The organism is Tepidiphilus olei (genome assembly GCF_006980705.1).
Lineage (GTDB): Bacteria > Pseudomonadota > Gammaproteobacteria > Burkholderiales > Rhodocyclaceae > Tepidiphilus > Tepidiphilus olei.
Genome location: NZ_SBHO01000005.1, coordinates 29,353 through 53,924, shown reverse-complemented (window position 1 = coordinate 53,924; position 24,572 = coordinate 29,353). Strand labels below are relative to the sequence as shown.

Sequence of the window (24,572 nt, the reverse complement as noted above, 5' to 3'; positions counted from 1 at the left end):
CGGAGACTCAGATGACCCATACCCTTAGTGCATCCATCGGTCTGCCCGTTCGCCTCGCCCTGCTGGTTTTCTTCGCCGCCGCATGCCTGCCTGCCCGAGCGGCGCTGGACATTCCCAACATCCCTCCGGAGACGAGCACGAGCGTCGACCCCAACATCATGTTTCTGCTCGACGATTCGGGATCGATGCAATATGAAATATTGCCAGACGAAATAAGAACATCATCTCAACGTTTTCTTTTTCCTCAACCTTCTTCTCCATATAATGGTACTACCTATGAGGGTTATGTTAATTTAGATGATTCTAAAGATGCTAATGTTACATTTAGATCATCTACTTTAAATAAAGTGTTTTATGATAAAGATATTAAATATCTGCCCTGGCGTAAGGCTGACGGCAGCTCCTATCCCGATATTGATCCTGCAAATGCTCCTTATGACCCTGCGGGGAGAAATAACTGCAAAATCAACCTGAAAACAGGGAAGATGACGGGAAGTGACTGTTCGAAAACCACTTTATCTTACCCCATCACATTCTACGTCTATGTCGGCAGCGGCGACGTCACCAACCGGACGAACTACATCCGCTATCAATACCGTTCCAATGTCATGTATCAATGGAGAGTCGGAACCACGCGCAGAGAATGCACGACAGTTTGCCGACGCAGACAATGTACAACAGAGTGCGAAGATGTACCGGATGAGCATCCCGCCCCCGATCCCCTACCCTGGGGGCGCTCCGTCGCCGACGAAGTACAGAACTTCGCCAACTGGTTCAGCTACCACCGCTCGCGCATCCTCGCGACCCAGGCCGGGGTGACACGGGCCTTCGCCGAGCTCGGTGAAAACTACCGCGTCGGGTTCTGCACCATCAACACGTGCAAGAGCTCGAGCGACAACCCAACCGTGCCGATTCCCCACGGTAAATTCACCGGTTCGGCCAAAGCAAATTTCTTTGACAAAGTCATCGGCGTGAAGATACCCGCCCAGGGGACCCCCCTGCGCAGCGCCCTCGATTGGGCTGGCCAATATTATACAAAAGAGGAAGACAGCGGCCCCTGGGGCCCCAAAGTCACGGTTCAAGGCAAGCAGAAACAACTCTCCTGCCGCCAATCCTTCACCATCCTCACCACCGATGGGTACTGGGACAATACGGACAAGTTCTCTGGTGCAGGAAACGCCGACAATGAATCAGGATCGAAAATCGAATCGCCTGACGGCAAGAAGACTTATACCTACAAAGCCAAGGCCCCCTTCAAAGACGACTATGACAATACCCTGGCCGACGTGGCGATGAAATACTGGAAAGAAGATCTGCGCACCGACCTTCCCAACGATGTTCCCGCCGCCTCGTCCAACCTGGATGCGTGCAATGCCAACTCTCTGGATCCCACCTTTCCCGATCCCGCCTTCTGGCAACACATGACCACGTTCACCCTCTCTCTCGGCGTGAGCGGTACGCTATCCCGCACGCCAGAGACCGTGGCCAAGCTGTGCAATGGCACGGAACCCTGGCCCGACCCCACCAGTGCCAACGAAAAAAAGATCGACGACCTCTGGCACGCCGCCATCAATGGCCACGGCAAGTTCTTCGCCGCCCAGAATCCGGACGAATTCGCCGAGGGGCTCAAGGAAGCGCTGGGAGCCATCTCCACCCTGGTGAGTTCGGCGAGCAACCTGTCGGTCAATAGTTACAGCATTCACACCGATTCCCTCACCTTTGTCGCCCGTTACTACCCTGGCGACTGGTACGGAGAGCTTCTCGCCTACCCCGTCACCGCCGCGGACATCGGCGATACCCCGACATGGACGGCCAGCATTCCCGCCGTCGGTTCCCGCAAGATCTTCACCTCGAACGGCAACAACGGCGGCATTGCCTTCGATTGGAACGCTCTCACCCCAACGCAAAAGACGGCCCTCGGCTCCCAAGACATCGTCGACTACCTCCGCGGCGAGCGGAGCAAAGAGGTACAAAACGGCGGGACGTTGCGCAACCGCAAGAGCCTGCTCGGCGACATCATCCACTCCAGCCCCGTATACGTCGACAACTACAAAGACGGAGCCGAACGTGCGCAGACCGTTTTCGTCGGCGCCAACGACGGCATGCTGCACGCCTTCGACGCCACCACCGGTGAGGAGCGCTTCGCTTACGTGCCCAACGCCGTGATCACACCGACGCTCGCCACCCTCGCCAATCCGGCGTACACGCACCGCTATTTCGTCGATGGGCAGATCGCCGTTTCGGATTACCGGACCACCCCGGGCAAGAACCTGCTCGTAGCCAGCCTCGGCCTGGGCGGCAAAGCGCTTTTTGGGCTCGACGTCACCAAACCGAAGTCCTTTTCCGCCGCCGATGTGAAATGGGAGTTCACCGGCGGCACCGCTGCGGACCTGCTCGGCTTGGTCACGGGTGAGCTCATCATCACCAAGCTCAACGATGGCAGGAAAGCCGTGATTTTCGGCAATGGCTACAACAGCACCAATCAGACGGCGGCTCTCTTCATCGTCGACCTCGAGACGGGGGCGCTGATCAAAGCGATCGATACGAGGGTCGGGTCGGCAACCCAACCCAATGGGCTGGCAGCCCCTCGTGGATGGGATGATGGCGCTGACGGCACCATCGACTACGTCTACGCCGGCGACTTGCAGGGTAATCTGTGGAAATTCGATCTCTCGGCCAAGAACGTGAACCAATGGGACGTCGCATTCAAACAGGGAAACACGCCCCAGCCATTTTTCAAGGCGACCGACGCCAACGGCAAGGCCCAGCCCATCACCGCACGCCCCTCGATCGGCCTCAATCCCGCCGACGGCAGCCGCTGGGTCTTCTTCGGCACCGGGCGGTTCCTCACCCTGGATGACCGGTCCGACACCTCGACCCAGAGCTGGTACGGCATCATCGACGACGATCAGCACACCGTGACCCGCAGTCAGCTCAAGGAGCGCAAGATCGTCGCACGGGGAACGGACCCCAAAACGGGCGACCCAGTTCGGGCTTTCGAACTCGCTACCAACGGCGATATGAACGGCAAGAAAGGCTGGTACGTCGACCTCGACCCTGGCGAGCGCATGATCACCTCGTCTCAGTTCTACGGTTCTGTCCTTATTGCCAGCAGCGTCATCCCGAGCGACGACCCCTGCACGCCCGGCGGTACGGGCTACGTCAACGCAATCGATCCCTTCACGGGAACGGCCCTCCCCTTTTTCCTCCAATACGCCACATTGGACGTCGATGGTGTGAAAATTCCCGTGGGCTCCATCGATTTCGGGATCGGCATGCCTGGCCAGGCGCAGATCGTGGCTGGCCCCGCAGGTGCCATGCTGATCGTGGCAGGATCCAGCGGCGACACCGCTCAGACTCAGGTCAAATTGGACAACATCACCCCCCGCCGCATCAACTGGCGCGAACTGATCCGGGAGTAAGCCATGCCTCGCACGCCACGCCGCAGCCGCGGTTTCACCCTGATCGAGCTGATGATCGTGGTCGCCATCGTCGCCATCTTGGCCGGAATCGCCTACCCCAGCTACCAGCGCCACGTGCTGCAGACACGCCGCACGGCGGCGCAGGGGTGTCTGATGGAATTGGCCCAATGGATGGAGCGCTACTACACCACCAAGATGACGTACAAGAATGCGGCGCTGCCGACGCTCTCGTGTACGACCGAGTTGAGCAGCTTCTATACCTTTGAATTTGACGGGACACTGTCCGATACGAGCTATAAACTGAAGGCCACGGCCAAAGGAGCGCAGACGCGCGACACCGGCTGTACCCCCCTCACCTTGGATAGCGCCGGCACCAAGGGCCCGGCCGGCTGCTGGCGCTGAACCCGGACGATGGAGTGCGCTTTACGGAACCAGGCTCGAGGGGCGGTACGGGGTACAATGGCACGGCCGCATTCGACGAGTCGAGCATGACCCCATCCCTGCCAGTGCGCGCGATCTTCCTCGCCGCCACCCTCGCCGTGGCGGCGCTGCTTACCTTCGGCCTCTACCTGCAGCACGGCCTCGGCCTTGAGCCCTGCCCGCTGTGCATCCTGCAGCGCATCGCCTTCTTCGGGGTAGGGCTCTGCGCGCTCCTGGGTACGATGCTCGGCACCCGCAAGCTCGCGGCCCGGGCCTGCGCCGGTGCAATGCTGCTGTGCGCCCTGGGCGGGCTGGGCACGGCGCTGTGGCAGAGCTGGCTGCAGCGGCACCCGCCCGCCGACCCTTTCGCCTGCGGTCCCGGGCTGGATTACCTGGTGGAGACGCTGCCGCTCGCCGAATGGCTGCCCAAGGTGTTCGCCGGCGAGGGGCAATGCACGGCCATCGATTGGACTTTCCTGGGGCTTACCATCGCCAACTGGTCGGCGCTGTGGTTCGCGCTCTTCGCCGGGTTCGCGGCCTGGCTCGCGGTGCGCCGCGGCTGAATCACGAGAGCACCTCCACGATCCGCCCGCCCAGCTCGCAGCGCCAGGTACCGCCTTCGAGCCCGAGGCAGCGGCGCACCTCCAGGCGCACGCGCAGCGGACGCCCCGGCATGCCGTGCACCCCGCCGGGCTGCTCGAGCTGAACGGCAAGGATTTCCTCGGCGGAGGGGACGTAGTTGGTGCGTAGCGCCATGCCACCCACCGAGAGGTCGAAGCAGACGGCGTCGTGCACTTCACCCCGAGGGGAGAGCACCCGGGCAGGAATGCCGCCGGGCAGAGGGATGCGGCGCTCGCGGCGCCGTTCGATGAACTGGCCGATCATGAAGGAAACCTCCCAAGCCAACGGGATACAGTTTAGCCTGGGACGAGAGGGAAGGCAATCTCACGTCCGTCAGCAGAGCCTGCTGACTACTGCCAAAAGAAGCGCCTTGCTTGGCTCGATGCTCATCTGAGCGAGCGCATTGCACCCTTACCCTCTTTGTCTAAACGCTTTCTTGCGGGCGTCTAGCCTCCAACGTCGCGGCGTTGACGGTCGACGTGAAGACGGCCTGCCCACGGCCGAGATGTGCCCGAAAACAGAGGTCGATGGGATTTCCTATAATATTTCGCTAAAAGCGAAGTAAATTTAGGCATCGTTGCAAAACCTTATAACCATACAACCATGATGCTTACACAGGGCAAAGGAGGTAACTCAGTGACGGATAAGCCAACCACCTGTGTCAGAGAGGATCTCAAAAATCGTCTGCTAGTGCAACTGAGTGATCAAGGATTCTCCATTGAAAGCGGCCGATTGAATATGCTTAATGCGCAAAAGGATGCTCTACGAGCCGCGCACAAGAAAGCCTGCGATCATCTGATCGATAAAGCCATGAACGGCCTCAAAAAATATGAGCGCAACCTGCTTTGCTCCATCGCCAACGGTTCGGAGATCGATCCTAATGTCATATCGCCTAGACTGATCGAGGTAAAAGCAAAAAGCAGGGATGAATTGCTGTTTCGCTATGCGAGGCTACATTGGAGCATCCCGGTTTCGGCAGGCTATGGGCGCCGCCTGAGATTTCTTGTCTGGGACGATGGACATGACCGACTAATGGGGATTCTGGGTCTGGCCGATCCCGTATTTGCCCTTCGTGCGCGCGATGCTTGGGTGGGTTGGGACAAGGAACAGCGCAGATCTCGGCTTGCTAATGTCATGGATGCCTTCGTCGTCGGTGCAATACCACCTTACGCGGATCTGCTCGGAGGCAAACTGGTGGCACTCGCCGCTGCATCCAACGAAGTGCGAGTGGCATTCGAACGCCGCTATGCGGGAAAGACAACCTTGATCAGTGGCCGGCAGACAGGGCCGCTGGCGTTGATTACGACGACATCGGCGCTCGGTCGCTCTTCCATTTACAACCGACTTGCGGTTGAAGGCCGTACCATCTACCATGGCGTCGGTTTTACCCGCGGGTCAGGGGATTTCCCATTCATGAATGGCGTGTATCACGATCTGCGCCAACTCGTTGCTGAGAACAGTTCGGCTTCTGCCAAACATGCACAATGGGGAAGGGGCTTTCGCAACCGGCGCGAGGTCATTCTAAAGGCACTCGACCTTTTAGGGTTACCTCGTAGCTTTATTTATCACGGTATCGCGCGGGAAGTCTTTGTCGTACCATTGGCTGAGAATACCACAGCCTTTCTGTGCGGGGAGGATGATGATTTACAAGCTTTCGATCTTCCGTTCTCCCATCTTGCGGCGTACTGGAAAAAACGTTGGGCGTTGCCTCGGGCGCAGCGTGACAAGCGATTCCAAGATTTTGAGCGCGAATCTTGGCGTTTATGGAGTAAGTCATGAGCGATACCGGCCCTTTTGCCGAATTGCCCGCAGCATTGGTGGATGAGGTGCTTGCTGCTACCTCCGAAGTGGCTGGGAGGCTTCTCGCATCCTTTAGTCGTACCAAAGAACAGCGCGCAAATTTTCGAAAAAGCCTCGAAGATTCTGGCTTACTGCTGCGCAAATCCGATCTGGGCTCGCCGCCCTATCCCACCACCTGCGCAACGGATGGTTCTTATGCCATCGAGCGCCTGCTGACGACCGATCTGGTTGCCGCTGCTGCAGTTGCTGTCGAAGGTTTGACACCACCGTCCGAGACCCGTCACTGGGCCTACCCGCGTCATACAGCATTCATCGAAGCTGAGCCCCATCACGAGGGAACAAGCACCATCCTGCGCGCACTCATGCTGGGCCGGGAGCTCGAGCTGGCGCTCGCGGCACCGCATGACTTGATATTGCTCGATGGCACTCTGACGCTTCCGGTGATCTACTTCAATCAGGCACTCAATGCCGCACCAGATGCCCCCGAACTGAAAACGGCTGGAGAGTTTCTCGGCAATATCGAAAATTTCTTCTCCGCCTACCACGATCTGCTGACGCTCACTCGCAACGACAAGCAGATTGTTTCGTTGCCGAAGTACTCCACTCGACGCGAGATTGGTCGCCGCCTGGGGTGGCCTGACAACCAGGACGACCGAGGGCTGCTGACATTGGTGCTAAATCCCGGAGAATTGACGAAGCCTGTGCAGCTCGAAACCCCCAGCCAAGCATGGCACTTCAATACGTCTAGGATTGGGAGTGGTGTTCGCAATCGAATCGATACATTGGGCAAGGAAATCGTTGCGGCGCTCGATCGCGTGCACGTCTTCTATTACAAACCGCAGAGCTGGTTACCGGCGCTGCGCGTAGAAGTCGCGGCGAGCATCGCCAACAATCCCCACCGACTAGGCATCGTCGTGCAAGGTTTGGAAATGCAATGTGCGACGCCCGCCATGCTCGAACCCTACCCGAACTATCTCGCCGATCGCACTGTAAAAGCGTTGGCCAAAGCCCTCCCCGCCTTCCGTCAAGTAACGACACAGCGCATTGCCGAAGAGTTCAAGGGCGATATCGGGGAGGTATTTTTCGCTATGCATGGTTATCGATCAGATTCCGGGAGAAAATAACCTATGGAAGGAAAACTCGAGCAAATCGTGAGCAAGACTGAACGCCTCGGCGTTGTCGGCTCGCCATCGTCGACGACCCAACTGACGCTCGATGTTCTTGGCTCAGCGGTGAACCGCAAGCTGGTAGGGGAACTTGCCCTCTTTCATTTCAACCAGGATGCCACACCGCATTTCGCCCTTGGACAGATCACCGAGGTGCAACTGCGCAACATCTGGCACGAGGATCCGACGATGCGCAGCCTCATTCGCCAGCGAGGTCGCGTCGACGCCGTGAGCGAGCGACAAGACACCCATCTTGGGCAAATGGTGTTATCGGCGGTTTTCAAGGACAGCAGCACCCGTGGCTACGAACCGAGCATTCTCGGTACCGTACCGTCCACCGGCACGCCCATTCATATCGTCACAGACGAGGTACTTGCGGAACTCCTGCGTCCTTATCGGGAGCAGATCTTCTATCTGGGCCATGTCTACGGCTCCACGCCAAAGCTGCCGTTATGGTTCAAGCATTTCGACCGCGGCCCGGATGGCGCGGGCGAGGCTTACCACATGGGTATTTTCGGCAAGACGGGCTCGGGCAAGTCGGTGCTGGCCAAAATGATTCTGACAGCCTATGCGCGGTATCCGCAAATGGCGCTCTTGGTCATCGATCCTCAGGGCGAGTTTTCCAAAGACATGAAGCCCGGTGGGACCAGCGGTGAATTTGCTTTACCTGTTGGCGATGTGCTAAGAAAGTTTGGCAAAAAACCAGTAGTTCTGACCATCCGCAATCTAGTTTTAGATCGTTGGGAGTTATTTGAAGAAATCTTATATGAGTCCAAATTTTTTGAACGACTCACGATGCCGAAAGGCGAAAACCGTAAAGCAGCCTGCTCAATCCTGGCCGAGAAAATCCAAAAAGCCAAAATCAAATTGGCCGATCTACATGAACGAGCTTCCTTCGATAAAGCTTGGTCCATTCTGATGGATGAAAAAACGCAAAAAGTCTTTTACCGATCCGAGACGAGTCGCACTCGGTTCAATGAAGCTATGATCGAGGCCGATGCCGACGAGTTTTTTAGAGAACAATGGGGGCCAGTTGCCGAGTTGTTCCGTGAGGATAGACCACAAGCGAAAAGCATCGACAAAGCGTTATCTTGGCTTCTGGCAACAGACACCAATAACCGACCAGTCCTTGTCATCGACCTTTCAAAAGAGCAAAATGTGGGCTTATTCTGGAACGATCTAATCCAGTCTCTCGTCATAAAACGACTGCTGGATGGTCTTTCTCAAACGGCTGAGCGATTTTATCAGGATGGCAAAAACCTCAATACACTCGTAATCATAGACGAGGCTCACCGCCTTGCTCCACGTGAGCTGCCACGAGAAGATGATGCTGCCCATGGCGTGCGATCGGTTCTCATTGATGCTGCCCGCACTACGCGAAAGTATGGCCTCGGCTGGATGTTCATCAGTCAGACGCTATCCAGCTTGCACCAGGAAATCTTGCAACAGTTCCGAATCTTTTTTTTCGGTTTTGGTCTCGGACTCGGCCAAGAATTTCAGGCGCTAAGACAGCTTGTCGGCTCATCCGGAACTGCGTTGAATCTCTACCAATTATTCCGAGATCCTCATTCGGCCTTCGATGTCGCAAGTCGTCAATACAGTTTCATGACGATCGGACCGGTGAGCCCCCTCTCCTTTTCGGGCACACCACTGTTCCTAAATGCGTTTAACCGGCGAGAAGATTTCCTTAAGGCTAATGACATAGACATCAAAAGCATCCCCACAAAACGGGATGCCTCTCATGCTTCATGATCACTCGTACACTGCAGCAATTGAGATGCAGCTAAACAACCCGCCGAAGACCGCCGCCGAACCCGTAAACACGTTGCTCGAGCAGAGATTGACACAAATGAGAGAGAATACCGCGCAAGCGGAAGGTGGGAGCACCGACGAATGCAGGCCCGAAAGCGTGACAGAACCTACTCCGGGTTCCAAGTAATGAACTCGTCCATCCGAGTCAGCAGTTGTATTGGTCGGGGCGGCGGGATTTGAACTCGCGACCCCTTGCACCCCATGCAAGTGCGCTACCAGGCTGCGCTACGCCCCGACGAGTTTGCCATTATACCCGAGCCGGCGAAAAATACAAGCGCACGGCAAACCCTACAGGGCTGCGCCGCGGATGACGGTCTTGCTGCAGCGCACAGACGAGCATGATATCCTTACGCGCAGTCCATTCGATCAACGACGAAGGAAAGGAAACCATGGCACTCTATGCCTTGGGCGACAAGCGCCCACAGCTCGGTCCCGATTGTTGGGTGGCCGACAGCGCCGAGGTGATCGGCGACGTGCGGCTGGGGCGCGAAGTCTCGATCTGGTTCAACGCCGTGCTGCGCGGTGACAACGAGCCGATCGTGATCGGCGACGGCACCAACGTTCAGGACGGGGTGATCCTACACGACGACGAGGGCGTGCCGCTCACCATCGGTGCCGGGGTGAATATTGGACACATGGCCATGCTGCACGGCTGCACCGTGGGGGATGGCTGCCTCATCGGCATCAACGCGGTGATCCTCAACCGGGCGGTGATCGGCGCACAGTGCATCATCGGTGCGAACGCGCTCATTCCTGAAGGCAAGGTGATCCCCGAGCGCAGCCTGGTAGTCGGCTCGCCGGGGCGAGTGATCCGTACCCTGACCGACGAAGAAGTGGCAGGATTACAGGCCAACGCAGCGCACTACTGCGTTGCCGCAAGATACTATCGAACCGCATTGCGACGAATCGACTGACTCGGCTTCACGGAGAAGGAGCGTTCGTCTGGGCGGAGGGCAAGGTCAGGAGCACTTCGTCCGGACGCAAATAGTTGAGCGCGCCCCGCGCCACCGCCTCGAGCGCTTCGCCGCCGCGCCTGAGCTCTTCGATTTCGGCCGCGGCGGCGGCATTTCTCGCGGCGAGCGCTTCGTTGTTCTGGATGGTCTCATGAAGGCGGGCGTTGAGCTGTTGCCGATGCAGCAGACCGTCGTGGCCGAGCCACAGTTGATACTGCACGAGCACGAGCAGCACGACGAGGATCAGCCGCACCCACAGACTCACGCCTCTCCCCAGATTACAAAGTACGCAGGTTGTAGAAGGCCGCCAACCCCGGATAGCGAGCGGTGTCGCCGAGATCTTCCTCGATGCGCAGCAGCTGGTTGTACTTTGCCAGACGGTCGGAGCGCGACAGCGACCCGGTCTTGATCTGGCCGGTGGAAAGCCCCACGGCGATGTCGGCGATGGTCGAATCCTCCGTCTCGCCCGAGCGATGCGAGATCACGGCGGTATAACCGGCGCGCTTGGCCATCTCCACGGCGGCGAAGGTCTCGGTGAGGGTACCGATCTGATTGATCTTGATGAGGATGGAATTGGCCACGCCCTCGCGGATGCCGCGTTCGAGCAACTGCGTGTTGGTGACGAAGAGGTCGTCGCCCACGAGCTGCACTTTCTTGCCCAGGCGCTCGGTGAGGATCTTCCAACCCGTCCAGTCGCCCTCGGCCATGCCGTCTTCGATCGAGACGATGGGGAATTTGTCGACCAGCGCCGCGAGATAGTCGGCGAAGCCTTCGGACGAGAGGGTGAGCCCTTCGCCGGCGAGCACGTATTCGCCGTTTTTGTAGAACTCGGAGCTGGCGCAGTCGAGCGCGAGCAGCACGTCGCGCCCCGGTTCGTAGCCCGCGGCGGAGACGGCTTCCAGGATGAGCGAGAGCGCCTCTTCGGTGTTCTTCACGTTCGGCGCGAAACCACCCTCGTCACCCACGGTGGTGGGATGCCCCTTGCGGTCGACGAGCTTTTTCAGGTGCTGAAATACCTCGGCGCCACAGCGAAGCGCTTCACGGAACGTGCCCATGCCCACCGGCATGATCATGCATTCCTGGATGTCGAGGCTGTTGTTGGCGTGCGCCCCGCCGTTGATGACGTTCATCATCGGCACCGGCATCTGCTTGGGCCCGGAGCCGCCGAAGTAACGGTAGAGCGGCAGCCCCGCCTCCTCGGCCGCGGCCTTGGCCACCGCCATCGACACGGCGAGCATCGCGTTCGCCCCGAGGCGGGATTTGTTCTCGGTGCCGTCGAGCTCGATGAGGGTCTGGTCGATGAAGGTCTGCTCCTCGGCATCGAGCCCCAGGAGCGCTTCGCAGATCTCGGTGTTGACGTTCTCCACGGCGCGCAGCACGCCCTTACCGAGGTAGCGGGCGGAGTCGCCGTCGCGCAGTTCGATGGCCTCGCGCGAGCCGGTGGAAGCGCCGGAAGGGACGGCGGCGCGTCCCATCACGCCGGATTCGAGCAACACGTCCGCTTCGACGGTGGGATTGCCGCGGGAATCGAGAATCTCCCGCGCGACGATATCGACGATCGCACTCATTTCATGCTCCAAAAACGAAAGGGAAAATCGTTCACGCTGACGGCAGTCCTTCGACCACCAACATGTCGAACTCGGCCAATCCTTCGCGCGCCGCCCGGGCCGCGCGGTAGGATTCCGAGTCATAAAACGCCTGCGCCGCCGCGAACGAGGGGAATTCGACGATGACCACGCGCTGCGGCTGCCACTGCCCTTCGAGCACGGTGAAGCGACCACCACGAGCGAGGTAACGTCCGCCGTGCTCGGCCACCGCCGGGGCAGAGAGTTCCCGGTAGCGCGCCAGCGCATCATGGTCGGCACGACGGGCGACGACGATCACATAGGCTTTCGCCTCCATCACATCATCTCCTGTTCGATGAATCCTCTTTGTTTCACCACTCGGTCGAGCACAACGAGCGTTTCGAGCAGTTCGGCCATGCGCGGAATGGGCCAGGCGTTCGGGCCATCGGAGAGGGCCTGATCGGGATCGGGGTGCGATTCCATGAAAAGCCCGGCGATGCCCGCGGCCACCGCCGCCCGGGCGAGCACGGGCACGAATTCGCGCTGACCACCCGAAGCTTGCCCTCGCCCACCAGGAAGTTGCACCGAATGGGTGGCATCGAACACCACCGGGCAGCCGGTGGACCGCATGATGGCGAGCCCCCGCATGTCGACGACGAGGTTGTGGTAGCCGAAGCTCACGCCGCGCTCGCACACGAGAATGGTGTCGGCTCCGCCGTTGGCTTCCTTGGCCTTGGCCACCACGTTCGCCATGTCTTCGGGGGCGAGGAATTGCCCCTTCTTGATGTTGACCGGCTTGCCGCTCGCGGCCACGGCCTGGATGAAGTCGGTCTGGCGACAGAGGAAGGCCGGCGTTTGCAGCACGTCGACCACTTCGGCCACCGGCGCCACTTCGGCTTCGTTATGCACGTCGGTGAGCACCGGCACGCCCACGCGCTCGCGCACCTCGGCGAGGATCTCCAGCCCCTTGGCCATGCCCAAGCCGCGGAAGGATTTGCTGGAGGTGCGGTTGGCCTTGTCGTAGCTCGACTTGTAGATGAAGGGCACGCCGAGCGCGGCGGTGATCTCTTTGAGCGCCTGCGCCGATTCGAGCGCGAGGGTACGCGATTCGATCACACAGGGGCCGGCGATGAGGAAGAACGGCCGATCGAGCCCAACCTCGAATCCGCACAGGTTCATACTGCAGCCTCCTTGAACGATGCGATTGCCGCCGGGCGTCCGGAGCGCCGACGCGCGTCCAGCGCCGCCTGGACATAGGCGATGAAGAGGGGATGCCCTTCACGCGGATTGGACGTAAATTCGGGGTGAAACTGGCAGCCGACGAACCAGGGGTGCACGTCCTGCGGCAGCTCGATCATCTCGCACAGATCGGTACCGGGCGCGCGGCCCGAGACCACGAGCCCTTTCTCCTGCAGCAGCGGCAGCAGGCGGTTGTTCACCTCGTAGCGGTGGCGGTGGCGCTCGACGACCTGCGGCGCGCCGTAGATGCGACGGGCGAGCGTGTCTTCGGCGAGGAGACAGACCTGGCCGCCCAAACGCATGGTCCCGCCCAGGTCGGATTCCTCGGTGCGCCGCTCGATCTTGCCGCTGCGATCCTGCCATTCGGTGATGAGGCCGACCACGGGATACGGCGTTTCGGGGTCGAACTCGGTGGAGTGCGCCCCTTCGAGCCCGGCGACGTGGCGAGCGAATTCGACCACCGCGAGCTGCATGCCGAGGCAGATGCCCAGGTAGGGGATGCGATGCTCGCGCGCGTATTGGATGGCGAGGATCTTGCCCTCGGTGCCGCGCCGCCCGAAGCCGCCGGGCACGAGGATGGCGTCCATGTCTGCGAGCACCGCGCAGCCTTCGTCTTCCAGTGCTTCGGAATCGATGTAGTGGATGTTCACCCGGCAGCGGGTGTGCAGCCCGGCGTGGGTGAGCGCTTCGACCAGCGACTTGTACGATTCGGTGAGATCGACGTACTTGCCGACGAAGGCGATGTCGACCTCGGCGCGCGGGTGTTCCCAGGCATCGACGATGCGCTGCCACACGGAGAGATCCGCCGGGCGGGCGAGGAGGTCGAGCTTGTGGCAGACGATCTCGTCGAGCATCTGCTCGTGCAGCAGCAGGGGGATGCGGTAGATGGTGTCGGCATCGCGCGACTCGATCACCGCCTGCGGGCGCACGTTGCAGAAGAGCGCGATCTTGCGCCGTTCTTCTTCGGGAATGGCCCGGTCGGCGCGGCAGAGCAGGATGTCGGGCTGGATGCCGATCTCGCGCAGCTCCTTCACCGAGTGCTGCGTGGGCTTGGTCTTGAGTTCGCCCGCGGCGGCGATGTAGGGCAGGAGCGTGAGGTGGATGTAGCACACGCCCTGCGGCCCCAGCTCGATGCCCATCTGGCGGATGGCTTCGAGGAAGGGCAGCGACTCGATGTCGCCCACCGTGCCACCCACCTCGACGATGGCCACGTCCGCCCCTTCGGCGCCGCGCTCGATGAAGCGCTTGATCTCGTCGGTGATGTGCGGGATCACCTGCACGGTCTTGCCGAGGTATTCGCCGCGGCGCTCCTTGCGGATGACGGATTCGTAGATCTGGCCGGTGGTGAAGTTGTTGCGCCGGCTCATCTTGGCGCGGGTGAAACGCTCGTAGTGGCCGAGGTCGAGGTCGGTCTCGGCGCCGTCTTCGGTGACGAAGACTTCACCGTGTTGGAACGGGCTCATGGTGCCCGGATCGACGTTGATGTAAGGATCGAGCTTGATGTGGGTGATGCGGATGCCGCGCGATTCGAGGATGGCCCCGAGCGAGGCGGCGGCGATCCCCTTGCCGAGCGAGGAGACCACGCCGCCGGTCACGAACACGTACTTGGTCATGGGAACGTGGATTGGCTGGAAAAGCGAATGATAGCCGATCCCGGCCGCTTCGCGAACGCTCCGCTCTTCAACGGATCAGGGTACGCAGCACGTCGCGGAAGACGTCCGTGCCACCGCGCTCGAGCCATTCGAAGGCCACCATCTCGCGACAGACCACCACCGCCCCGGCCTGACGCATCCGCTCGAGCGCGAGCAGACGATCCTCGGCGCGGCGCGAGCCGACCGCCTCGGCCACCACGAAAACCTGCTTTCCCGTTTCGAGCAGATCGAGCACCGTCTGCAAGACGCACACGTGGGTCTCGGTACCGGCCACGACCACCTGACCGGAACGCCCCACCGCGGTATGCGCGAGCACGCCGTCGCGCACTGCCGAGAAAGCGGTCTTGCGTACCCGCTCGGTCGAAGGAGGCAGCAGTTCGAGCAACTCCGGCGCCGTTTCGCCGATCTTGTCGGGAAAATGCTCGCTCACGACCACCGGCACGTCGAGCATACCGGCGAGCCGCAACAGCCAGGCGGCGGCCTCACACACCCGCTGCCCGTCGGCGATGGCCGGCAAAAGCCCCGTTTGAATATCTACGACGAGCAACGTCGCCTCTGCCGTGCACATTTTCATGGGGTTCTCCTTTGTCACTCCTTCAACTCGGCACGATCGCGGAAGTATTCGAGCGCCTCCGGATTGGCGAGCGCCTCGACGTTTTTCACCGGCTGGCCGTGCACCACCTGGCGCACCGCGAGTTCGACGATCTTGCCGCTCTTGGTGCGCGGAATGTCCGGTACCTGCACGATCTTGGCCGGAACGTGGCGCGGGGTGGTGTTGTCGCGGATCACGCGGCGGATTTTTTCCTGCAAGACCTCGTCGAGCACCAAGCCTTCGCGCAGGCGCACGAAGAGCACGACGCGCACGTCGCCCTGCCAATCCTGACCGATGACGATGGATTCCTCCACCTCGGGCAGTTTCTCCACCTGACGGTAGATCTCGGCCGTGCCGATGCGCACCCCGCCGGGGTTGAGCGTGGCGTCCGAGCGACCGTAGATGATGAATCCGCCGTGGATCGTTTCCTCGCAGTAATCACCGTGGCACCACACGCCGGGGAAGCGCTCGAAGTAGGCGGCGCGGTACTTGCTGCCGTCCGGGTCGTTCCAGAATCCCAGAGGCATCACGGGGAAAGGACGGGTGCACACGAGCTCGCCCTTCTGCCCGACGACGGGATTGCCGTTCTCGTCGAACACCTGCACCGCCATCCCCAGCCCCTTGCACTGGATCTCGCCGCGCCACACGGGCAGCGTCGGGTTGCCCAGCACGAAACAGGAGACGATGTCAGTACCGCCGGAGATCGACGACAGGCACAGGTCGCGCTTGATGCGGGTATAGACGTAATCGAAGCCCTCGGGCATGAGGGGGCTGCCGGTGCTGAACATCGCGCGCACCGTGTCGAGCCGGTGCGTCTCGATCGGCGCGAGCCCCTTTTTCGCCGCCGCGTCGAGGAATTTGGCCGATGTGCCGAAATGCGTCATGCGCTCGGCGTCGGCGTAGTCGAAGAGGATGGCGCCGTCCTTGACGAAGGGCGAACCGTCGTAGAGCAGCAGCGTCGCCTCCGAGGCCAGCCCCGAAGCAAGCCAGTTCCACATCATCCAGCCGCAGGTGGTGAAGTAGAAGAGCCGGTCGTCGGGTTTGACGTCGCCGTGCAGCTTGTGCTCTTTGAGGTGCTGCAGCAGCACCCCGCCGGCACAATGCACGATGCACTTGGGCAGCCCCGTGGTGCCGGAGGAATACAGGATGTAGAGCGGATGATCGAACGGCAGGCGCACGAAGTCGATCTCGGTCGCCTCACGGTGCGGCGCGGTGAACTCGGCCCAGCTCTGCGCGCGGTCGATCATCGAGAGATCGGGCAGCGCCTCGAGGTAGGGCGTGACCACCACCCGGCGCACCGAAGGTAGACCAGGTACCACCTCGGCCACCTTGCCGCGGATATCGACCGCCTTGCCGTTGTACCAGTAGCCATCGACGGTGAAGAGCACCTTCGGCTCGGTCTGGCCGAAGCGATCGAGCACCCCTTGCACGCCGAAATCGGGGGAAGCGGAGGTGAAGATCGCCCCCAGACTCGCCGTGGCGAGCATGGCGATGATCGTGTGCGGCATGTTGGGCATGTAGGCCGCGACCCGATCGCCGCGCGTCACCCCCGCTTCGGCCAACGCCCGGGCCACACGCGCCACTTCGAGGTACAGCTCTTCCCAACTCCAGCGCTGCTTGACCCGGTCTTCACCCCAGAAGACCATCGCCTCGCGCGTATCGCGTCGGCGCAACAGATTTTCGGCGAAATTGAGCCGCGCTTGTGGGAACCAGCGCGCCCCAGGCATCTTGTGACCATCGACGAGCACCACCTCGCCGCGCTCGCCGATCACGCCACACTCTTCCCACACCGAGACCCAGAATTCCTCGGGATGCTCGATGCTCCAGCGATGCAAGGCCGCGTAGTCGGGAAAACTCCGGTTCCAGCGCGCTTCGACGTGGCGGGTAAACGCCGTGATCGTGGCGCTCGCCACCCGTTCGGCCGAAGGTACCCAGATGGGGTTCGTCTCTTCCATGTCGCCTCCCTCTTCTTTATATCGATCAGCTTGAACACGCGCGTCGCACGGCCTCGGGCAAGGGAATCGAGCGCCCTGAGGCTTTATCTATCCAAACCAGCTTCGCCGAACCCGTGGCATGGAGTGCCTCATCGCCGCTGCAACGCAGCTCGTACCAGTGCATGATGCTCGAACGGCCGGGTTTTCCAATGAAAACACGTACCTCGCAAACGGCGGGATAGGTCACAGGACGGAGAAACGTGCAATCCGCATGCACGATGACCATTCCCGCAGGCGCATCGAACGCAAGCGGCAATCCCAAGGCGGTCACCCAATCGATGCGCGCTTGTTCGAAATAACGAAAATACACCGTATTGTTGACGTGGTTCATCACGTCGAGGTCGGCCCATCGCACCGGAATGATGCTCGTCGCCACGTGGATCGCCTCGCTCGGTCGCTGTGTCATTCTGGCTCCTCTCTTCCCTCGCTCAATTGATCAAACGCCCGTTTTCTGCCAACATACGCTAAAGTATGGTATGGACGACTTTGGATTCATTGTACTTCGGTAGCGCCAGGAGACGAGCGGATGGAACGAGAAGCGATGGAATTCGACGTGGTGATCGTCGGTGGCGGCCCGGCGGGGCTCGCGGCAGCGATCCGTCTCAAGCAGCTCTGCGCCGAGAAAGGGCAGGATTTCTCGGTGTGCGTGATCGAGAAAGGCTCCGAATTGGGCGCGCACACGATGTCGGGCGCCGTGCTCGATCCGCGTTCGCTCACCGAGCTCATCCCCGACTGGAAGGAACGCGGCGCGCCGGTAAAAACCGCGGTACGCGAAGATCGCTTCCTCTTCCTCAAGGAAAGCGGGGCGATGAAAGTCCCCAACGCCCTGCTGCCACAATGCTTCCAGAACCATGGCAACTACATCATCCGCGCCGGATTCCTCGTCAAGTGGCTGGGCGAGCAGGCCGAAGCCATGGGCATCGACGTCTATCCCGGCTTTGCCGCCGCCGACGTGCTCTACGACGATGCCGGTCGCGTACTCGGTGTGATCACCGGCGATATGGGCCTGCAAAAAGACGGCACCCCGGGGCCCAACTACCAACCGGGCATGGAGCTGCGCGCGCGCTACACGCTCTTTGCCGAAGGCTGCCGCGGGCATCTGGGCAAACGGCTCGAGCAGCGCTTCAAGCTGCGCGAAGGGCGCGATCCACAAGCCTACGGCATCGGCATCAAAGAGCTGTGGGAAATCGACCCGGCCAAGCACGAACCGGGTCTGGTGATGCACACCGCCGGCTGGCCGCTCGATCCCGACACCTACGGCGGCTCCTTCTGCTACCACCTCGACGACGGCCCCCTGGTGGCGATCGGTTTCGTCGTCGGCCTCGACTACCGCAATCCCTATCTCTCGCCCTTCGAAGAATTTCAGCGGCTCAAAACCCACCCCGCCATCCGCTCCATGCTCGAAGGCGGCAAACGCGTCGCCTACGGCGCGCGCGCCCTCGTGGCCGGGGGCCTGCAGGCGCTGCCCAAGACGGTCTTCCCCGGCGGCGCGCTCATCGGCGACGACGCGGGCTATCTCAACGCCTCGCGCATCAAGGGAATCCACGCGGCGATCAAATCCGGCATGCTGGCGGCGGAGGCCGCCTTCACTGCGCTCGCTGCCGGCCGGGCCCACGATGAGCTCACCGAGTACCCCGAAGCATTCGAGCGCAGCTGGCTGCACGAAGAGCTCTACCGCGCCCGCAACTTCAAACCGCTCATGAAGAAGGGCCTATGGGCCGGGTCGCTGCTCTTTGGCATCGACCAGATGGTCTTCCGCGGCAAGGCGCCCTGGACGCTGCACCGCGACACGCCCGATCACGCCATGCTCAAGCCCGCCGCCGAATGCACGCCCATCGCCTATCCCAAGCCCGACGGCGTACTCACCTTCGATCGGCTCTCCTCGGTCTTCCTCTCCAACACCAACCACGACGAAGACCAACCCTGCCACCTCGTGCTGCGCGATCCCAAAGTGGCGATCGACGTCAATCTCAAGATCTACGATGCCCCCGAGCAGCGCTACTGCCCGGCCGGAGTCTATGAGATCGTGCGTGAGGACGGCACGCCACGCCTGCAGATCAACGCACAGAACTGCGTGCACTGCAAGACTTGCGACATCAAAGACCCGACGCAGAACATCGACTGGGTGCCGCCGCAAGGTGGCGAAGGACCGATCTACGTCGGCATGTAACGGCTGCCTCGAAAAACCGTCGCGAGCGGCTGCAGGGTCGGTACCCGGAGTGCCAAGTGCAAGACTCGCTGCGAACGGTAGGCAGCGGGCACCCGGGCACCGGAGAACGCCGCCAGATGGCCGCGCGGCAGGTCATTCGAGGCGCCCTGAAACGCTTTCCCGGCGCCAGCCAGGAGGCCTTCTTTCTACTCGAGCACGCGACGGGCGTTCAGGGGTTGAACCGGGCGGTTGTTTTTGCCCGTAAGGGCGCGGAAGGACCGTAGCTGATCCTCACTCGCCTCGACCGCTTCCGACATCACGTACCAACGCACCCCTTCACTGCAGGGAGGCGTCGTGAGCGAACCGTTATACCGATAGTAGTCGGCCGAAGGCGGCAGAATCTTGCTCCAATCGATCGGCCGTTTGGAACCATTTTTTTGCTTCGCCGCCGCGAGAATCTCGTCGAGCAAGGGATGGGCCTGTCCAGGGCGGAACCAAATGGCCACCACGGCCGGATTCCCCTCCTTGTCCCGATGGATCAGCTGTGCTTCCAACGGATAATGATTGCCTCCATCGGTATGTTCGCTGGGCGTATGGAACTGCACGGTCTCGAGCGTAAAGCGGCGCTGCTCGACTTGTATCGTGGCCTTGGGCACCAGGGGCCTTGCCGTAACGAGGGAGTTCTCCACCCGCAGCCAGGTGTCGAGCGCAAGGTAATGAAATTCGATCGCCCGCAGGTCGGTGGTGAGCACCTCTTCGAGTCGGATGTCGATGGGCGATTGATTCTTTCCCAACCCACACCAGAAATATTGCCGCGACAGCTTCGCCCACCGTTCCGGCCCCCTCTCCCCGGAGTAATCCCAGCGAGGCGAAGAGGGGCGAGCAGAGCGAACGGGTTTGGGTTCGACGGAAAGCTCCTTGGGCTTGACCTCGGTTTTCTCTTCGGGCCCCGACTGCGGGCGAACCGACTCCGGCTCACCCACGCGCTCCACCCCTTCGACCAGGGACTCATGGACGCCGGCCTGCGCTCGAACCGTGGCCGGGACGTCGGACGCAGCGGTGTCTTCCTGCCCCAGAGCGGGCACGACCACCATCAACGGTACGACCCCCCACCACCAGCGCCACTTCCCTGATGCCCGTAGACCCAGCATGATGACATTCTCCCTGATCGAATCGGCTCACACATCGGGGATGCCGACACCCCGACGCGAGATTATCGCCGATCCCGATCGGTAATGCAGTATCCACCAAGCCAGAGCGCCCATCCGGTAGAATAACATCAGCCAAACGAGAGACCCTACGATGACATCCTCCAACTACCCTCATCCCCTCATCGCCCGTGAAGGCTGGCCTTTCATCGCCGCCGCCATCTTCCTTGCCCTGATCGTACAGTTCACCGGAGGCTTTTGCTGGGCATGGCCCCTGTGGCTATTGGCGCTCTTCGTGATCCAGTTTTTCCGCGATCCGCCCCGCCCCGTCCCCGCCGAGCCCCTGGCCGTACTTTCCCCGGCCGACGGGCGCATCGTAGCCATCGAGCCGGCACGTGACCCCTGGCGCGACTGCGACGCGCTCAAAATCAGCGTCTTCATGAACGTGTTCAACGTGCATTCGAACCGCAGCCCGATCGACGGCACCGTCGTCGCCCGCTGGTATCACCCCGGCAAGTTCCTCAATGCGGCGCTCGACAAAGCATCCAGTGAAAACGAACGCAACGCCCTGCACCTGCGCAGCGACACCGGACACGAACTCACCTGCGTCCAGGTCGCCGGTCTGGTGGCGCGCCGTATCCTGTGCTACGTCGAACCGGGTGATCGACTCGCGCGCGGCCAGCGTTACGGATTCATTCGCTTCGGCTCGCGCGTCGACCTCTACTTACCACCGGAGAGCCGCCCACGGGTCGTCTTCGGTGAGAAGGTCAAGGCAACGAGCACGATTCTCGCCGAATTCCCTGCGGCAGAACACGAGGCCACCCCATGACCGAAGAACACGAATGTGCCACGCCGCCCAAGCGCCGCGGCATCTACCTCCTTCCCAACCTCTTCACCACGGCGGCACTCTTTGCAGGTTTTTTCGCCGTGGTGCAAGCACTCGACGGACGGTTTCAAACCGCAGCGGTCGCGATCTTCGCCGCCATCGTGCTCGATGGACTCGATGGGCGCATCGCGCGCCTCACCCACACCCAGAGCGAATTCGGCGCCCAATACGATTCCCTCTCCGACATGGTCTCCTTCGGCGTCGCCCCCGCCGTGCTGAGCTACACTTGGGCACTGCACTCCCTGGGCAAGATCGGCTGGATCGTCGCTTTCCTCTACTGCGCTGGCGCCGCACTACGCCTGGCTCGATTCAACACCAACATCGGAGCGTTCGACAAACGCTACTTTCAGGGGTTGCCCAGCCCGGCCGCCGCCGCGCTGGTGGCCGGATTCGTCTGGGTGGCCCACGACCTGGAATGGAGCGGAACCGAGCTACGCTGGCTCGCCGCCATCCTCACCGCCTTTGCCGGCATCACCATGGTCACCAACATTCTCTACTGGAGCGGCAAGAGCATCGATCTGCGTCGATCCTTTCCCTTCGTGGCCGCCGCGAGCGTGGTGCTCGCCTTCGCCCTCGTGTCGATCTATCCGGGGCTCCTCTTCCTTCTCTTTCTCGGCTATGCGCTTTCCGGCTACGTGCTCGCCCTCTGGCGCTGGCGCCACAAACGCAAACCCGATGAACCCATCGAATGACTTTCCGGGTGGCCACTGCGCCGGCATTGCGCGGCGCGCTCATCCTGCGCCTCGTCGGCTTCGCTCCACGACCACGTACGGGGCACCTATCGCCCCAGTACCCGAACATCGCAGCAATCATAGTTTTTTTCAATGGCAAAAAAGCTTGCTTCGATACGGATTTCCGTGTAAATTTTTTCACATGAATACGCACAGCGTCTTGCCTCGCTCATTCCTTCTCACGGCTGGCCTACTGCTGGGTCCGCTGCTGCGCCTCGCGCGCTAAATACACTCCCCCTTCCCCTCCTGTCATCCCTTCCGTCTGCCGCGATCCGCTCGTTGTGGCGGCGATCCCGTGTCGTTTTTTCAGGAGCAAAACGATGAAAGAGCATTTGATCATTTTCGACACCACCATGCGCGACGGCGAGCAAAGTCCCGGCGCCTCCATGACCAAGGAAGAAAAACTGCGCATTGCGCGCCAGCTCGAGCGCATGCGGGTCGACGTGATCGAGGCCGGTTTCCCTGCAGCCTCTCCCGGCGACTTCGACGCAGTACGGGCCGTGGCCGAGACGATCAAGGAATCCACCGTCTGTGCTCTTGCCCGCGCCAACGACGCCGACATCGAACGTGCCGCCGAGGCCATTCGTCCGGCCAAGCGCCAGCGCATCCACACCTTCATTGCCACCAGCCCTTTACACATGGAAAAAAAACTCGGCATGCGGCCGGATGAAGTGCTCGAGCAAGCCGTGCGCTCCGTACGCCTGGCGCGCCGCTATTGCGACGATGTCGAGTTTTCCACCGAAGACGGCAGCCGCTCTGAAATAGACTTCCTCTGCCGCATCCTGGAAGCGGTCATCGATGCGGGCGCCACCACCGTGAACATCCCCGATACCGTCGGCTACGCCGTTCCCGAAGAATACGCCAATCTCATCAAGACACTCCGCGAACGCGTCCCCAACTCCGACAAGGCAATCTGGTCGGTACACTGCCACAATGACCTCGGCTTGGCGGTAGCCAACTCGCTCGCCGCCGTGCTCGAAGGAGGCGCACGCCAGGTGGAATGCACGATCAACGGCCTTGGCGAACGGGCCGGCAACGCATCCCTCGAAGAAATCGTGATGGCGGTGCGCACCCGCCACGATGTCTTCCCCTGCGACACGCGCATCGACGCCACGCAGATCGTACCCACCTCCAAGCTCGTGTCCACCATCACGGGCTTCCCGGTGCAACCGAACAAGGCCATCGTCGGCGCGAACGCCTTTGCCCACGAATCGGGCATCCACCAGGACGGCGTGCTCAAGCACCGCGAGACCTACGAGATCATGCGCGCCGAAGACGTGGGCTGGACGGCCAACAAGATCGTGCTCGGCAAACACTCCGGCCGCCGTGCCTTCCGCGCCCGGCTCGAAGAGCTCGGCATCGAGATCGGCTCGGAAGAGCAGCTCAACCAAGCCTTTGCCCGCTTCAAAGAGCTCGCCGACAAGAAACACGAGATCTTCGACGAAGACCTCTTCGCCCTCATGGCCGAAGAACCCGCCCCCAGCGAACAGGAACGCATCCGGCTCGTCTCGACCATGATCCATTCCGAGACGGGGGAACCCCCACACGCCAAACTCACGCTCGCGATCGACGGCAAAGAATATTCCACCGAAGCCGACGGCTCGGGACCAGTGGATGCCGCCTTCAAGGCAATCGAATCCTTGGTACATAGCGGCGCCGAGCTGGTGCTCTATTCAGTGAATGCCATCACCCAAGGAACCGACGCCCAGGGTGAAGTCACGGTGCGACTGAGCAAAGGCGGACGCATCGTCAATGGCTTGGGAGCCGACACCGACATCATCGTCGCCTCGATCAAGGCCTACATCAACGCCCTCAACAAGTTGCAGCACGACGCCGTACGCATCAACCCACAGCTGTGAGGCCAGGCGGCTGCCACCTTCGGTAGCCGCCGTTCACAGCCCAGAAAAGTTGCCCGACCGCGAAACGGCGTTGGGAGCCCGTGTGCGCTCGGCCATCTGCATGACGGGGGCCGCCTCCCGCACCCCGTTCGCCATGTCCCGCGCAAACGGCCGTGATGTCGTTTCGAGGCAGCCTATGCCTTCCCGCGCTGCCCCGAGCGCCGGGCGAAAGCGAGCAATGCCACGAAGAGGGCGAATGCAAGGAGCGCCTCTATCTTGGCGAAAAAACCCGCTCCCCCGCCATCACTCCAGCGCATCACCCCTTCGGCGACATAGAAAACGCTCACGAGGCTAGCCCACTGCGCCGTGTAGCGGCGGCCGCGCCACAATCCGGGCAGCGCAGCAGCGATCGGTAAAGCTTTCAAGGTGAGCCAAGACCCTCCGGGACGCAGAGGGGCAAACCAACCCTCCCACAGCACGCACCAAAGCGCCAGTACGAGCGCCAGTACGAAAGCCGCCAGCGCCCACTCGTCACGTTTTCCCATACAATCCCCATTGATAAGACCATGGCGCTTCGTCGCTCG

The 24,572-nt window shown here is 61.3% G+C and carries 22 protein-coding genes and 1 tRNA gene; 11 read left to right on the top strand and 12 right to left on the bottom strand.

Translation table 11 applies throughout. The annotated features are described in order from the left end of the window. Positions 1 to 11: 11 nt before the first annotated feature. The 3 genes from EPD80_RS06850 to EPD80_RS06840 all read left to right on the top strand — a co-directional run bounded on the left by EPD80_RS06850 (position 12) and on the right by EPD80_RS06840 (position 4,405). On the top strand, positions 12 to 3,422 hold the full coding sequence (locus EPD80_RS06850) for a pilus assembly protein (RefSeq protein WP_185957734.1): 3,411 nt from the start codon (positions 12 to 14) through the stop codon (positions 3,420 to 3,422). Between the two features lie 3 nt (positions 3,423 to 3,425). Beyond that, a complete protein-coding gene (locus EPD80_RS06845; RefSeq protein ID WP_142810559.1) occupies positions 3,426 to 3,824 on the top strand; it encodes a type IV pilin protein in 399 nt (132 codons plus the stop codon). An 86-nt stretch (positions 3,825 to 3,910) separates the two neighbouring features. Then, positions 3,911 to 4,405 carry a disulfide bond formation protein B gene (locus EPD80_RS06840; protein ID WP_142810557.1) on the top strand — a complete coding sequence of 165 codons (495 nt, stop codon included), beginning with the start codon at positions 3,911 to 3,913 and terminating at the stop codon, positions 4,403 to 4,405. Between the two features lies 1 nt (position 4,406). Here EPD80_RS06840 and EPD80_RS06835 read toward each other — a convergent pair whose 3' ends face one another. Continuing rightward, complete coding sequence (locus EPD80_RS06835; RefSeq protein WP_142810555.1) at positions 4,407 to 4,727, bottom strand: PilZ domain-containing protein; 321 nt, start codon at positions 4,725 to 4,727, stop codon at positions 4,407 to 4,409. A gap of 339 nt (positions 4,728 to 5,066) precedes the next feature. On the opposite strand from EPD80_RS06835, the gene EPD80_RS06830 reads away from it, so the two are divergent. From EPD80_RS06830 to EPD80_RS06820, 3 genes are read left to right on the top strand one after another with little or no spacing between them, the layout of a single operon-like run. Continuing rightward, positions 5,067 to 6,242: a Druantia anti-phage system protein DruA gene (locus EPD80_RS06830; protein ID WP_221928897.1), complete on the top strand. Its 1,176-nt coding sequence runs from the start codon at positions 5,067 to 5,069 to the stop codon at positions 6,240 to 6,242. Continuing rightward, complete coding sequence (locus tag EPD80_RS06825; RefSeq protein ID WP_142810553.1) at positions 6,239 to 7,387, top strand: DNA double-strand break repair nuclease NurA; 1,149 nt, start codon at positions 6,239 to 6,241, stop codon at positions 7,385 to 7,387. The genes EPD80_RS06830 and EPD80_RS06825 overlap by 4 nt, the downstream gene beginning before the upstream one ends. A gap of 3 nt (positions 7,388 to 7,390) precedes the next feature. Next, on the top strand, positions 7,391 to 9,181 hold the full coding sequence (locus EPD80_RS06820; RefSeq protein ID WP_142810551.1) for an ATP-binding protein: 1,791 nt from the start codon (positions 7,391 to 7,393) through the stop codon (positions 9,179 to 9,181). A 218-nt stretch (positions 9,182 to 9,399) separates the two neighbouring features. Here EPD80_RS06820 and EPD80_RS06815 read toward each other — a convergent pair. Next, a tRNA-Pro gene (locus tag EPD80_RS06815) sits at positions 9,400 to 9,476 on the bottom strand. 154 nt (positions 9,477 to 9,630) lie between these two features. On the opposite strand from EPD80_RS06815, the gene EPD80_RS06810 reads away from it, so the two are divergent. Further along, on the top strand, positions 9,631 to 10,155 hold the full coding sequence (locus EPD80_RS06810; RefSeq protein ID WP_142810549.1) for a gamma carbonic anhydrase family protein: 525 nt from the start codon (positions 9,631 to 9,633) through the stop codon (positions 10,153 to 10,155). Between the two features lie 7 nt (positions 10,156 to 10,162). On the opposite strand, the gene EPD80_RS06805 is transcribed toward EPD80_RS06810, so the two are convergent. From EPD80_RS06805 to EPD80_RS06770, 8 genes are all read right to left on the bottom strand, one after another. Then, on the bottom strand, positions 10,163 to 10,459 hold the full coding sequence (locus EPD80_RS06805) for a septum formation initiator family protein (RefSeq protein WP_185957733.1): 297 nt from the start codon (positions 10,457 to 10,459) through the stop codon (positions 10,163 to 10,165). Positions 10,460 to 10,472: 13 nt separating this feature from the next. Next, positions 10,473 to 11,762 (bottom strand): phosphopyruvate hydratase, encoded by a 1,290-nt coding sequence (eno, locus tag EPD80_RS06800; RefSeq protein WP_142810545.1) that lies wholly within the window; start codon positions 11,760 to 11,762, stop codon positions 10,473 to 10,475. A 31-nt stretch (positions 11,763 to 11,793) separates the two neighbouring features. Beyond that, positions 11,794 to 12,096, bottom strand: a complete 303-nt coding sequence (locus tag EPD80_RS06795) for a DUF1330 domain-containing protein (protein ID WP_142805216.1) — start codon at positions 12,094 to 12,096, stop codon at positions 11,794 to 11,796. Next, a complete protein-coding gene (kdsA, locus tag EPD80_RS06790) occupies positions 12,096 to 12,938 on the bottom strand; it encodes a 3-deoxy-8-phosphooctulonate synthase (RefSeq protein WP_142810543.1) in 843 nt (280 codons plus the stop codon). The genes EPD80_RS06795 and kdsA overlap by 1 nt, the downstream gene beginning before the upstream one ends. After that, positions 12,935 to 14,611 carry a CTP synthase gene (locus EPD80_RS06785; RefSeq protein WP_142810541.1) on the bottom strand — a complete coding sequence of 559 codons (1,677 nt, stop codon included), beginning with the start codon at positions 14,609 to 14,611 and terminating at the stop codon, positions 12,935 to 12,937. The genes kdsA and EPD80_RS06785 overlap by 4 nt, the downstream gene beginning before the upstream one ends. 67 nt (positions 14,612 to 14,678) lie before the next feature. Further along, positions 14,679 to 15,224 (bottom strand): isochorismatase family protein, encoded by a 546-nt coding sequence (locus tag EPD80_RS06780; protein ID WP_142810539.1) that lies wholly within the window; start codon positions 15,222 to 15,224, stop codon positions 14,679 to 14,681. 14 nt (positions 15,225 to 15,238) lie between these two features. Next, on the bottom strand, positions 15,239 to 17,197 hold the full coding sequence (locus EPD80_RS06775) for an acetoacetate--CoA ligase (RefSeq protein WP_142810537.1): 1,959 nt from the start codon (positions 17,195 to 17,197) through the stop codon (positions 15,239 to 15,241). Positions 17,198 to 17,222: 25 nt separating this feature from the next. After that, positions 17,223 to 17,642 (bottom strand): acyl-CoA thioesterase, encoded by a 420-nt coding sequence (locus tag EPD80_RS06770; protein WP_142810535.1) that lies wholly within the window; start codon positions 17,640 to 17,642, stop codon positions 17,223 to 17,225. Positions 17,643 to 17,762: 120 nt separating this feature from the next. Here EPD80_RS06770 and EPD80_RS06765 point away from each other — a divergent pair, with 120 nt between their 5' ends. Continuing rightward, positions 17,763 to 19,406 carry an electron transfer flavoprotein-ubiquinone oxidoreductase gene (locus EPD80_RS06765; RefSeq protein ID WP_142810533.1) on the top strand — a complete coding sequence of 548 codons (1,644 nt, stop codon included), beginning with the start codon at positions 17,763 to 17,765 and terminating at the stop codon, positions 19,404 to 19,406. Positions 19,407 to 19,591: 185 nt separating this feature from the next. On the opposite strand, the gene EPD80_RS06760 is transcribed toward EPD80_RS06765, so the two are convergent. Further along, positions 19,592 to 20,536, bottom strand: coding sequence for a carbonic anhydrase (locus EPD80_RS06760; protein WP_142810531.1), 945 nt, complete (start codon positions 20,534 to 20,536; stop codon positions 19,592 to 19,594). Between the two features lie 151 nt (positions 20,537 to 20,687). Between EPD80_RS06760 and EPD80_RS06755 the strand changes: the two genes are divergently transcribed. The 3 genes from EPD80_RS06755 (at position 20,688) to EPD80_RS06745 (ending at position 24,009) form a co-directional block, all read left to right on the top strand. Continuing rightward, a complete protein-coding gene (locus EPD80_RS06755) occupies positions 20,688 to 21,362 on the top strand; it encodes a phosphatidylserine decarboxylase (RefSeq protein WP_142810529.1) in 675 nt (224 codons plus the stop codon). Further along, positions 21,359 to 22,111 carry a CDP-diacylglycerol--serine O-phosphatidyltransferase gene (pssA, locus tag EPD80_RS06750; protein WP_142810527.1) on the top strand — a complete coding sequence of 251 codons (753 nt, stop codon included), beginning with the start codon at positions 21,359 to 21,361 and terminating at the stop codon, positions 22,109 to 22,111. The genes EPD80_RS06755 and pssA overlap by 4 nt, the downstream gene beginning before the upstream one ends. Positions 22,112 to 22,470: 359 nt before the next feature. Further along, positions 22,471 to 24,009 (top strand): 2-isopropylmalate synthase, encoded by a 1,539-nt coding sequence (locus EPD80_RS06745; RefSeq protein WP_142810525.1) that lies wholly within the window; start codon positions 22,471 to 22,473, stop codon positions 24,007 to 24,009. 173 nt (positions 24,010 to 24,182) lie between these two features. Here the strand turns inward: EPD80_RS06745 and EPD80_RS06740 are convergent, their stop codons facing one another. Further along, the gene (locus EPD80_RS06740; protein WP_142805205.1) at positions 24,183 to 24,533 is read right to left on the bottom strand and encodes a DUF2069 domain-containing protein; all 351 of its coding nucleotides are present in this window, start codon (positions 24,531 to 24,533) and stop codon (positions 24,183 to 24,185) included. Between the last annotated feature and the right edge of the window lie 39 nt (positions 24,534 to 24,572).